A 12,047-nucleotide genomic window follows, 5' to 3' on the forward strand; every position below is an offset into this window, starting at 1 on the left:
TTCCACTACTATGCTACCACACACTACTTTGTTCTGCAAGGTACTTGGTGGAGTATTTTTCCGGCACATAAAAAGACCCGTGCCCGGGCTCCCTCTGTTATCGAAGAAGCCGCAAGCACAGGTTGCGATTTTCAGATCACGGATTCGTAGACGTACTTGCCTCCATCGGGTCGGAATTCGATCTTGTTCCGACGGCTTTGATGACGAAGTCGTACGTTTTGCCCGGGTCCGCGTTATTGACGGTGTATTGGTATGCGCTCTGCCCTTTCACCGCCGGAACGTATACGCTCCAGTTCGTTCCGGCTTTGTCGTTCTTTTCATAAATCCGGTAGCCTCGGACCGGTTCGGACGTGGACGCAGGAGCGTTCCAGGAAATGACGGCGCTACGGTTCTTCAGCTCAGCCTTGGCATTCTCCACTTTCGACGGCTTGCCGTCCGTCCGCTTGATGCTGTACTGGTCATAAACGGCCAGCGGCTCGTTTTTGGCGGCGGTATACGAGGTGAACTTCAGAATGCCGTCCGTTACTTGCACGTCCATGAACATTTTTTTGTTCGGCTGGGCGTTTTTCACGGAGAAGAAGTCCTTGATGTTCGGATTGATCTTGTAAAACTTGGCGGCCGCCGAATTACCCATCAAATACACCGAGCCCTGCGGGTTCACCACATTGCCCTGTCCGTCTACGACAACGTCTTTGATCGCCTTGTTGCCCAGCATCTGATGCGATCTCATGTACAGGTGGTCGTGGCCTTCCAGCACCATATCGATGCCCAATTCGTCGAAGACCGGAATCAAATATTTGCGGTAAAACTCCACGCGCTCCGATTCCGCATCCGCGTTGTCCCCGGAGGAATACGCCCCCTTGTGCATCGCGACGATTTTCCACTTCTTGTCCGTCTTCGCCACTTGGCTGCGCATCCAATCGACCTGCGCTTTAAAACCGGCATCAGCCTTGTACGGATCGACTTTGCCTTCGTACTGCGTATTGATCTGCATGAAAAGCGCATCGCCATATTCGAAGGAATATACCGTGCCGTCTTCGGTGCTTGTGCCGACGCTTTTGGGCAGGTTGAAATGGTAGTAGAAGTTGTTGTTCGGATGATCCTCGATCTCATGGTTGCCGACGATCGGGGCAAATGGCACGTTCGCAAATTCTTTCTGCGGGATCCCCAAGAACCACTGCCACTGCTCCTCCAGATCCCCGTCATCAATCAGATCGCCTGTCAGCAGCATGAATTTCGGATCGCCGATATGATCGATCGCTCTGCGGAACGTATCCTGCCACAGCTCAAAGTTTCCTTTGCTGGAGCCTTGCGTGTCCGTCGTATAAATAAAGTGAAAATCGTGATTGTTCGCATGATCGGTCGTGAAGGAGCCGACCGGACTCCAGCTGTCCGCCCTTCCGCTGCCTGCGCGGTACTTGTATTTCGTGCCCGGCTTCAGGTTATTCGCCGTCACCTTGTGATTGGCGAACGAGGTCGTTTTATTCGAGCTTCGGTCGCTGCTTTTCATCAGCGTCTTCACGATTTCCGTCGTACCGGTGAAGGTCATCGCCTCCTGCTCGGGGAAGCTTCCGCCCGGAGCTTTGGAAGCCTCGACGACCTGAACGACGGTCCCCGTGACGTCCGTCCCGGTATACCAGTCAAACGAGATGCTGGTTTTCGTATCCCCGTTAAAGGTCATATTCAACAAGGTCGGCGCGCCCGCCGCCGAAGCACCTCTCGTTGTAAAGCTCCAAACGATCGGACTCGTCAGAGGAACGTTGTCTGAAGCTCCCTGGACTAGCTCCTTCGGAACGGTGACCGTATACGATTTGCCCTCGGCAAAATCCGGGTGATTAATCGCCAGCGTATCGTTGTTAACGACACCCACGGACAAATTGCCCACGGAGGTGTTGTTCTGGTCAACGATGCTAACGCTCGGACCGCTGTTCAAAGCGATCGCTTTGTTGAATTTGACGGAGACGGCCGCGTTCGACGCAACGTCACTCGCTCCGTTGGCAGGAGCCTGCTGCACACTTAAGGTCGGAGTCGGGCCGCCGGTTTTCCGGTCGCCCTTGACGATCACATCCTTGATCCGGGTGGAGCCGGAGTTGGACACGGTCCCCCCGCTCACGTTCTTCGTCGAATTCACGACCCAACGGATGTACAGCAGGTCGTTGTCGTTGGCTTGGCTCGGAAGCGGAGCGTCAACCAGCTTGCAGCTGTTGTTTTTGCAGTTGAAGTTCGTCTGCTCCAGCACCAGATTGCCCCCGGGAAGGTCGGTCCAGTTCGTTTGGTCCGTGCTGAATTGCACCTTGAAATCGCGCGGACCCGTGCTGGAGGACGTCTGCTGGGACGACAGCGTCAAGTTCTCAAAGCCCTTGGTGGATATCGTGGCAAGCCAGTATTTTTTGCCCGTTCCGTCATTCCACCCTTGATTGCGGATACTGCGCTCTCCCGAGTCGTAGGTGTATTGATCCGTGTTCGTGCCTACGTCCCGAAACGTCGACGATGTCTTGTACACTCCGCCCGTTGCTGGGAACACACCATTGGTTCCTTTATCCGTGAAGATCCATTCCGCAACGGTTTCTTTGGCCGCCGCTGCCCGGCTGTCGGCAGCCTCTTCCGCTCCCGCGCTGCCGGTCCATTGGAACGCAAATAATAGAGAGGCGAGCAGCAGAGATACGGCTCTGCGCCACATTCGTTTCGGATACCCGTTCTTTGATTCGTTGTTCACTTGATCTACTCCTTCCCCATGTGTGTTTTGCAACCGTAAATTCCGCCGGATGACTCCAACGGCTCCATGCTTGCGAAGACCCCCTCCTTTCATCTCCTCATTCGCGTTCGCGGGCTAACCATCGTTATGCCTGCGAAGCCCCTATTGCAGGGCTACCCCCATCGTATCGGAAACCGGCTCCCTGCAATATGTATATCTGTAACTTTTTCATGGAATATCCTATCTTCCCATTCCATGGTATACTTTTGCTTGGAAAGGGGAATGTCAAGATGGGCGGAAACCAAAACGAGATCATTCAAAATTATTTCAAAACGCTGCAATTGGAGCTTATGGTCTCCAGCTACTGCGAAAGAGTCACCCAGAATTGGCGGAGGCCGCTAAGGACGGACGGCTTCAACCGCTTTTATTTGATCTTGGGCGGGGAAGGCTGGCTTCAAGTCAAGCGTCAGGAGTTTTATCCCATTGCCGGCCAATTGTATTTTTTGCCGTCGGACACCCCTCTGGCATACTCGATCATCAGCGCCAACACCTTTCACAAGTATTGGTGCCATTTTTCCGCAAACGTTGGCAGCTTTCATCTTTCCCATCTGATCGACTTTCCTTACTATATTGAAGTGGATGACATGCCCTATATGCAGCACTTGTTCGAGAAGCTTACGAAAGCAAATCAAAAAAGCGGTGACCTCGCGTCCCCGCTCAAAGCAAATGCGATTTTATATGAAATTGTGACGTACTATATGGACCGGCTCTCGCCTCAGTCGATTCGTCTATCCTCTTCCCCCGCGATCAGCCGGTCGAATCAAATTTTGCAATACATCGAAGAGCACCTTGCCGAGCCGTTGACGCCGAAAGCGCTGGCCGAAGCGTTTCATTACAGTCCAAACTATTTCTGCCGGTACTTCAAAAACCTGTTCCATGTCACGCCGATCGAATATATTAACAAGGTCCGGATCGAAAGGGCCAAATGGCTGCTCACCCATTCGAACCAATCCATCGAAAAAATCGCAAGCCAGATCGGGCTGGAACGGTTTTACTTCTCGAATCTGTTTAAGCGGTCCACGACGCTGTCCCCCAGCGAATACCGGCAAGCCGTCCGTTCGGCCCCCGACCGGGAGGCAGAACTGGAAGAAGGGTGATTACTTATCGCTCTTTTCCACTGGCAGCTGTGCACTTGCCCGCTCGATGTCCTCAATTAGAACTTGAGGATTTTCCAAGCCGACATACAATCGGACGAGCGAGCCCGGAACGGACTCGTAACCGGGTCCGAGCCGGCCGACGGTGACCAGACTTTCATGGCCTCCCCAGCTGACGCCGATCCGGAAGTATTCGAGCCGGTCCGCCCACGCTTTCATATTCTCGGCAGGCAGGTCGGTCTCGAAGGAAAACAGGCTGCTCGATCCGCTCATTTGCCGCCGGGCTAGTTCATGCTGCGGGTGGGAAGCAAGCCCCGGATGGTTCACCTTCCTCACGAACGGAAGACTTTCCAGATGGCGGGCGACGGTCAGCCCGCTCTGCTCCTGCTTCTCCAGCCGCAAAGGCAGCGTTCGCAGCCCCCGCATCGCAAGCGAGGCCGAGTGCGGAGTCATAATCCCTCCCAGCAGCAAGTATTCGCTGGCGTTAATCCGATTGATGTTCTCCGCAGATCCGATCAGCACCCCGCCGATGATATCGCTGTGTCCCCCGATATATTTGCTCATGGAATGAAGTACGAAATCAATCCCGTGCTCGAACGGGTTTTGCAAACACGGCGTCGCCCACGTATTGTCGATCATGGTCACGGCCCCGATGCTTTTCGCCAAACGGGCGCAGGCGCTTAAATCTTGAAGCTGGAACGTCATGGTGGTAGGACTTTCCAGATATACCAGCTTCGTATTCGCCCTGACCGCTGCCTGAATAGCTTCGAGCGAAGCGCCGTCCACAAAGGTCGTCTCGACGCCATACCGCGTTAGAAAACCCGTCAACAGCTCCCGCGTCGGCCCATACACCTGATCGATGCAAATGATATGGTCGCCCGCCCGGACATTCGCCAGGATCGCGGTGGAGATGGCGGCCATGCCCGAAGCGAAGCAGCGCGCTTTCTCGCCCCCTTGAAGCGCAGCCAGCCGCATTTCCAGTTGACGTACCGTCGGATTATTCCCCCGCGTGTACACGAACGAATCGCTCGCGCCTGCAGACGCACGGTCAAACTCCTCGTACGTGGCGAAGGTGAACAAGCTGTTTTGGTAAATCGGCATGACCACGGCGCCCCGGTGCAGCTCGTCATGAGGATCGTGGGCTACCTGCGTACTCGGATCGATAACATTTTTGCGGGTACGGCCGTCGGTTTGACCATCCAATTTAGGGTTCACGGGAATCGGTCCTTTCAATATGGTTTTGACTATCCTTTTACCGCTCCCTGCGTCAAGCCTTCGACGATGAATCGCTGACAGATGGCGAATAAAATGACCGTCGGGACAATGGACAACACGGTTGCGGCAGACATCGATCCCCAATCGATATCAAATTTCGTAATAAAGGAGTTCATGGCGACCGGCAGCGTCTTGGAGCTTTCCTTGTCAATAAACATGATGGCCATGAACAGTTCGTTCCAGTTCTGGACGAAGGCAAAAATAAACGTGGCCGAAATTCCCGGCATCATGACCGGCACGATGACGCGAAACAAGGCGCTCAGCCTTGAGCAGCCGTCAACCATCGCCGCTTCCTCCAGGCTCGCCGGAATTCTTTGAAAAAAACCTCGCAGCATGATGGTGCAGAACGGTACGAGACCGACCGTGTACATCAGGATCAGAGAGCCCTGCTTATTCAGCAGTCCCATGCGGGACATCATCAGATAGAGCGTACTGAATCCGATAAAAAGCGGAACCATCTGGGTAACGAAAAAGGCGATCATCAACTGCTTGCTGCCCCGAAACGTGAACCGGGCCAGGACGTATCCGCTCAGAACGGTCACAACCAGCACGACGGCCGCCGAAGTGAGCGAAACGATAAGACTATTGCCGATGTAAATATGGAACTTCGAGATTTTAAAGATCTGAATATAGTTTTCAAACGAGATTCGTTCGGGCCAATACTGCAAAGGCAGTGTAAAGATCTCGTTGCGAGGCTTGAGCGAAGTAATGACCATCCAATACAACGGAAATACCATAAAGATCAAATACAGGCCAAGAGCGGCCGCCTTGCCTGCCTTTCCGGCAAAAGCCAGCTGTTTCTTCCGCTACACCAGCAATTTGAGTTTGAAAAGTCCGGCGATCACGCGCTGCTCTCTCATTATAGCAAGTATCCACGGGAAAAGAACCCCGCTATACAATCTTTACCAAACGCTTCGCAAAGAAAGTTTTGTAAACGTTACTATCGTCTTATCGGCTGTCTTTTAGACCTTCGGTTAATTTCTGCAGAAAAAGAAAAACACCTGTGGCAAGGTGTTTTCTAGGTCCGAACAAACTTAATTCGCTCTTTGAAGAAACCATTTTTGATTGTCCGTGTTTTGAAAAGACCATTGGTGCAAAAACGCCGGATCTTCAGTCCTGCCGTTTTTCACATCCAGAACTTTGCCGCTATGCTTGGCGGTAATTTTGTAAGATCCGTCGCCCAGGGGCTCGATGCTCCACCTTTGATTATTCCCGCCGTTATCGGACCATTGATAAATATACGCCCCGTCAGCGTAGGAGTTATCGGCAACATCGAGCACTTTACCGCTATGTACGGCAACAATTTTATAGAAGCCGTCGCCCGTCGAAACGATTCTCCACTGTTGATTGCCCCTATTATTATAAGTCCAGGTTTGGATGGCCGCGCCATCGTCCGAGGAACCATTCCTTACATCCAGCGCTTTGCCACTATGCTTGGCGATGATGTTGTAAATGGCCGAAGGGTCAATATCGACTGCCGCTTCCGCAGACTTGGCCCCTGTACCTACGATGGCCAGCAGCACGAAACAAAAGCTAATACTTAACGCGATCACCCAATTTTTGTAAGATTTCAGAGACTTAAGCACATTTACCACTCCTCATTTTTGATGTTCGAAACATTGCGATTTCGTTCAAGCCATCTCCAGAATCGACTGCCTGTTCGTTCAAATAAAATTTAAACCATTAGATCACCTCTGCTTGTATATTCTAGGAAACTACTATATTATACCATACGTTATGGTAAAATTATACATATATTTTGAGGATTAATACAAGCAATAAAAAACAAGCAGGCTGTCTTTAAATGACAACCTGCCTGCTTCTGAATTCGTCGTTGTTACGGGGTGACCGTAATAATCTGATTCAATGGTCTGCTATCCCCTTTTATGTTGATTAGCTTATTATTATGGTCATAGGCCCTCATTTGTGAAGAACCGCTGCCATCGAGGAATATCCCATTTACATCATTTTTAGGCGAGCCATCCTTAATTCCAAAATACTGTTGAATCGCCGCCCGAAATGCCTCGGCAGTACATTTCGTATCTGTCACAATTAAATAAATTCCCGAACCGCTATAAACCATGGCCGTTCGTTGGGCTAACCCATCCGGGTTCGGCAGCTTTTCCTTTTTCATTGTGTCTTTCCAGTTTGCCGAACCAAGGCTCATCGACACTCCGCCTTGCGCCCAATAATTCGTATGCCCTACCGCTTTGTTGACTTCCCAACCGTTATTTAACACTTTATATAGAAACTTTCTGTTTTTCGCATCCCAAATAATCGTGCCTTGGTTTCCCGAATTGTACCATCCGTTATTGCCGGCTTTATCTGTGCCGATGACCGGTTTTCCATTATTTATAGCAATATTGTGTGTTTTTTTCATACCAGTCGTTCCTTCGACTTGATCAGAAAAAAATCCGCCATTTATACCAATATAACTAGTATGCTCCAAGTTAGCGCTAAGATTGAGAGCTTTCAACTGAATATTACCGGGACTCGTTTGAATGACATTTAAATTAACTTTATTAGCCGGATAAGTAGAGTATTTGTATGATGTCGGGCCACCTATGCCTGCAAAACTGCTATTCGGAATAACGAATGTCAACAATGCAGTCAACGCCATAATAATAGAAAATCGCTTTTTCATCCAATTCGCCTCCAACCGATGAGTTTGTGCATTTCAACCATATAATACCGTATCTCACCGTTCAAAACCCATTTTGGATTATCTCGCAGAAAAATGAAATGATCCGGCGCAAAAATTGTCGAATGCCATATTAATCGAATTGCTTCATGAACATGGAACGGGGTGCCCCTGATTCTTTCTCCGGCTCTGTGCTAGCGTTTCCCGAGCAACTTCTTCCGGGTCAGTCAAAGGCTATCCTCAGCTCGGCCTTTGTCAATGGGAACACCGCCTACTGTTTCTTTGCGGTAAAATCAAAGGAACCGTTATTTCTAACGGATCCCAACAATTGGCTATAGTCCTCTAATACGAAATCTGTAATCCTCTCCCCCGTTGCCATTTCCGGATACCACTCTAGCTTCGTAACTTCCGTATTCTGCACCCTCAATATCTTTGGTGAATTTATAATTATTGCTTCGATTTGCCTCATAAGTAGCAACTTTCTTTCGCTTATTAGGGTTGTTTTCCGGATCTGGAATGTAATAAATGTAAACCTTGACATCTTGTTTTGATGTTCCTACATAGCCAACCCGAAGATCATTCCCATCTGCTTCTGTAAAGTCAAAAGAATATTCGTCATAACCTTGGTTAGAAATATATGTGTCACCGCTATCTACAAGTAGATCGCCTACGTCGAAGGTACCAATTTCATTCTGCCACACCATGTTTGTAGTTGGTATTGCAGGTTGTGCTGCACTAGCACCAATCGGTATTGCTGCTACAATGGTTGCAATTGCTGTCATAGTGATGAGTTTCTTCTTCATTTCTTTTTCCTCCTCGCTTTTTGAATTAAATTTGTTCTTACCACCATTAATATAAATCAAATTACTGTTATTTGTATTTATTTTTATTATCTGGCATAAAAATAGCATTATCTTGCACAAAAAATGTCGAATACCCGACTGCGTACAAAACAAAAAGCACCACGAAGGTGCCCAGGCTGTCGACAAAGCTCTGTTTTTAAAAGGCTCGCTTGAATAATTATTTTAATTCCTGAAATATCGAGTATATAAAAATAAGAAGATCGCCCTATCCGGCTAGCTTGGCCAGGTGGTTGGCTATCTTCTTGACGTTCTGGCAGATGGCAGTCATGAGCGCTTGCTATAAGACTTTTTTCTTGCCGCGGAACCGGCAATAGCGAAGTCCATGGAGCTCTTTGGCATCCGCGAAACTTCGCTCAATCGTTTGGTACCGGAGACGGTACAGATATTTGCCCGAGCGAGAGCGCCCGTTTTGTTTTACCCACTCCTTGCTATCCTGCCAACATGTCGTGTCAGAATCCTTTGTTTGTTCCTTGAACGTGTACACTGGGATAGTAACGGACAGTCTTTGCAAATCTCAGGATCCGACTTGTACTGGAGGTAACCCTCCCGGTCTGTCATGGCATAGGTCAGCTCTTGTTTTTGCAGACAGATGTACTGGTCGCGCTCTCCGGTGATCCAAATAGAAGAAGCCCTCCGGTTTGCCGTCGCGCACCGTATACCCACTGTCGGGTCCGTTGTGCTCACTTTTGTTTCCTTAGTCTGGGTCACCTCCTTCCGGGGCTTTAAAGCTTTTTTCCATGAGCTTCCCGATCGGCCTGAATGGCCTCGTCCAAGTCATCCAGATAGGTTTTGACGCTCTTTTCGACTTCTTGCTTGATGAATTTACGCTTATTGGCTTTGGCTTTGTGATGGGTCGAATCCGTGATGAGCACGCGGCCTGCAACCATCCGAAGCTCAATGGCTTTGAACACAACATGGTCAAAGATTTCTTGGACAACATCGCTGTCCTGAAGTCGCTTGCGATTCAAGCTCAAGGCGCTGTGATCCGGAACACGGTCCGTTAAACCCAATCCGACAAACCAGCGATAGGCCACGCCACGTTGAGTTGAATTTCGCGCTCAAGCTGGCGCTCAGAACGAATGCCGTACAGATAGCCAATAAACATCATTTTGAAGAGCATGATCGGATCAACCGAAGGGCGGCCGTTATCTTCGCAGTAATATGGCTTCACTTTTTCAAGGTAAAGGAAAAGTCAATGTGTTTGTGGATCTTACGGAGCAAATGATTTTGAGGAACGAGTTCTTCCAAACAAACGAATTCGTAGCTGTTTTGCACATTCGGATTAGAGCGAAGCATGCAACCACCGCCTTGTTAGGATAATAATATTATATCATATTAACGCGTTGAATAGATAAATAATGCAAACAAAGAAAATAGCCTGTTGAGGGGTTTCTCAACAGGCTGGCTGTATAACCTACAGTAATTTTGCATCGCCCCGATAGGGCTTGAAATATTTCTTTTCCGCCCCAGTTGACGCGGCTATATTTAATTCTGTAGCCTGATCACAGTATGCTGAGTCTTGTAATCGTTCGACATTTTGGACTCGAAACTCACAATTTTCAAACCGTCCAATATAGAATTAACAAATGACTCAAAATCCTGCCGCATTAATAATTTGATATCTTTAAACCAAATTTCGAATATATTTTTCTTCCTCAAGAAATTGAAAGCGTGAATTTCTAGAGGCGTGAATGTCGCGTAATATACCAACAAAGTTTCATCACCCCGAATTGGTGATCAAAATTCAAATTACGATGAAAAGACTGCCTATTAATCTCGTACACATGAAGAAGTTTCTTTAGTTACCTTTCTTACAAAAATAATAATTTCAGTAGTTATATTTCCCCGCCAAAGATGGCCACATTCTGCCGGTCAGGACCAAACACCTGCCCGTTCCATTTCAATACGGTCTGTACAAATCCGAGTGAGTCAGCATTGTACCTCCCGGCTATCCTCTGATACGCTTCGAGCTCATATGTGCCGTCCCTGTTAAAATCAACCGGGTATAAACCAGACAAAGGATTTACCCAACCGTTTATCGGTGCCTTCAAAACACCTTGCTGGGTATAAATTTCAGATAAATATTCCTTACCCTTATAAGTAAGGTCAATAATATACTTTTCTTTTAGGGAATAATTGATCACCGCTGCTCTGTATTGATTTTCATAAGTCACATCGTACTTATAGATTTCATTGAATACATCAGAATTAAAAATCTGTCGGAGTTGACCGTTAATATAAGAAAATACATACGCATAAATAGCACCGGCGCTTCCTCCAGTATCAATGACCACTAAAATATCATCCACCTTATTGCCTGTAAAATCGCCAAGAAAAAGTGTCGGATTGTATCCGGCGTTATTTTTTAAGAGGATTGGCTTATAGTGATGTGTTTTCCCATTTTGGACGACCAAAGTTATATTTCTCCAAAAAGGACTATCCGGGGTTTTATTTGCGGTAAGAAGGACATTGTCCTTGATCCCGTCCCCGTCAATATCGCCCCGCTTTGCAGTCACTATGGAAGGTCTTTTCGGATTCATTTCTCTTGGAGGAACAGATTGGAGGCTCACCTGCATTTCCAGCAGTTCCCGCTTTGAAGGGTAAGGATTTGGAAACGACAAGGCGTTATCAATCGTTTGCAGCGCTTCGTTGGTTAATCCGGCTCGTCCCTGTGCATCAGCCAAACAGTACCAGTAATAAGGGTGATTCGTTTCTCGTATTTTTGCGTAATAGTAATGGATCGCTTTTCCGAAATCATACGTGTCCATCTTTATCCCACCTGTCTCTTTATTCCCAATGTAAAATTATATGCAGGAATGCGGGGGAATATGGCCCGATACAAAAATAAGGAGCGCAATTCTTGCTAAAGAAAAAGAACCATTACTTTAAGTACACAAACTTTATTACCCTAATACCTTCAAAGGTATTCATTGATTACTTAGCTTTTCGTTGCAACTTTAGTTCCTCTGTTGCATTCCAAGTTCTTCACGTTTAATAAATAGTGAAAAATCCCTTCGAAAGCCAAACCAGAGAAAAGCGTGTTAACAGCTCCAGACATACCTCCTGCCGTCCCACGATGCTCATCATCAAACTGATAAGTCATAAATATATAGATTATACCATCAACAATTAAATAATATATATGGAGAAGCTAACTAAAAATCAGCCTCCCCCACCTGGAATAGGCTGCTTAATTTATTTGCTTCAATCTTCTGCTTGGCCCGCTCAATGTTCGTCTGAACAGTCTTTTTCTTCATATCCAACTCCTCTGCAATCTGCCTCATTGAGAACCGGAAGGCGATATGTAGTACAAAACATTGTCGTTTCCGTTCGGACAAATTGCACATCGTATCTTGAAGTTGAACCGTTCGTCTTCGGTCAGCTCCCGACCGGCCATGCCGGCTTGGTAACTAGTGCCC

The 12,047-nt window shown here is 48.1% G+C and carries 8 protein-coding genes and 2 pseudogenes; 1 reads left to right on the plus strand and 9 read right to left on the minus strand.

The window, feature by feature from the left end; translation table 11 throughout:
* Positions 1-136 precede the first annotated feature (136 nt).
* Positions 137-2,716 (minus strand): fibronectin type III domain-containing protein, encoded by a 2,580-nt coding sequence (locus QMG93_RS27925; protein ID WP_281942398.1) that lies wholly within the window; start codon positions 2,714-2,716, stop codon positions 137-139.
* A gap of 269 nt (positions 2,717-2,985) precedes the next feature.
* On the opposite strand from QMG93_RS27925, the gene QMG93_RS27930 reads away from it, so the two are divergent.
* Positions 2,986-3,852, plus strand: a complete 867-nt coding sequence (locus QMG93_RS27930) for a helix-turn-helix domain-containing protein (RefSeq protein WP_281942400.1) — start codon at positions 2,986-2,988, stop codon at positions 3,850-3,852.
* Here QMG93_RS27930 and QMG93_RS27935 read toward each other — a convergent pair whose 3' ends face one another.
* From QMG93_RS27935 to QMG93_RS35470, 8 genes and pseudogenes are all read right to left on the minus strand, one after another.
* Positions 3,853-5,064 (minus strand): trans-sulfuration enzyme family protein, encoded by a 1,212-nt coding sequence (locus QMG93_RS27935; protein ID WP_281942402.1) that lies wholly within the window; start codon positions 5,062-5,064, stop codon positions 3,853-3,855. It abuts the gene before it with no gap.
* 29 nt (positions 5,065-5,093) lie between these two features.
* Positions 5,094-5,861: a carbohydrate ABC transporter permease gene (locus tag QMG93_RS27940; RefSeq protein ID WP_281942404.1), complete on the minus strand. Its 768-nt coding sequence runs from the start codon at positions 5,859-5,861 to the stop codon at positions 5,094-5,096.
* Positions 5,862-6,158: 297 nt separating this feature from the next.
* Positions 6,159-6,710 (minus strand): RICIN domain-containing protein, encoded by a 552-nt coding sequence (locus QMG93_RS27945; protein ID WP_281942407.1) that lies wholly within the window; start codon positions 6,708-6,710, stop codon positions 6,159-6,161.
* A gap of 251 nt (positions 6,711-6,961) precedes the next feature.
* Positions 6,962-7,768: a phosphodiester glycosidase family protein gene (locus QMG93_RS27950; RefSeq protein WP_281942408.1), complete on the minus strand. Its 807-nt coding sequence runs from the start codon at positions 7,766-7,768 to the stop codon at positions 6,962-6,964.
* Between the two features lie 329 nt (positions 7,769-8,097).
* Positions 8,098-8,568 (minus strand): hypothetical protein, encoded by a 471-nt coding sequence (locus QMG93_RS27955; protein WP_281942410.1) that lies wholly within the window; start codon positions 8,566-8,568, stop codon positions 8,098-8,100.
* Between the two features lie 265 nt (positions 8,569-8,833).
* Positions 8,834-9,924, minus strand: a pseudogene (locus QMG93_RS27960) (transposase).
* A gap of 539 nt (positions 9,925-10,463) precedes the next feature.
* The gene (locus QMG93_RS27965) at positions 10,464-11,396 is read right to left on the minus strand and encodes a VCBS repeat-containing protein (RefSeq protein ID WP_413789349.1); all 933 of its coding nucleotides are present in this window, start codon (positions 11,394-11,396) and stop codon (positions 10,464-10,466) included.
* Between the two features lie 387 nt (positions 11,397-11,783).
* Positions 11,784-11,978, minus strand: a pseudogene (locus QMG93_RS35470) (sigma factor-like helix-turn-helix DNA-binding protein); the annotation flags it as partial.
* Positions 11,979-12,047: the final 69 nt, after the last annotated feature.

It is taken from the genome of Paenibacillus tyrphae (assembly GCF_027925525.1).
GTDB lineage: Bacteria > Bacillota > Bacilli > Paenibacillales > NBRC-103111 > Paenibacillus_G > Paenibacillus_G tyrfis_B.

Coding starts and splice junctions, on each gene's coding strand:
- QMG93_RS27965 (WP_413789349.1), bottom strand. CDS start 11,396: ATGGACACGTATGATTTCGGAAAAGCGATCCATTACTATTACGCAAAA.
- QMG93_RS27940 (WP_281942404.1), bottom strand. CDS start 5,861: ATGGTATTTCCGTTGTATTGGATGGTCATTACTTCGCTCAAGCCTCGC.
- QMG93_RS27930 (WP_281942400.1), top strand. CDS start 2,986: ATGGGCGGAAACCAAAACGAGATCATTCAAAATTATTTCAAAACGCTG.
- QMG93_RS27950 (WP_281942408.1), bottom strand. CDS start 7,768: ATGAAAAAGCGATTTTCTATTATTATGGCGTTGACTGCATTGTTGACA.
- QMG93_RS27955 (WP_281942410.1), bottom strand. CDS start 8,568: ATGAAGAAGAAACTCATCACTATGACAGCAATTGCAACCATTGTAGCA.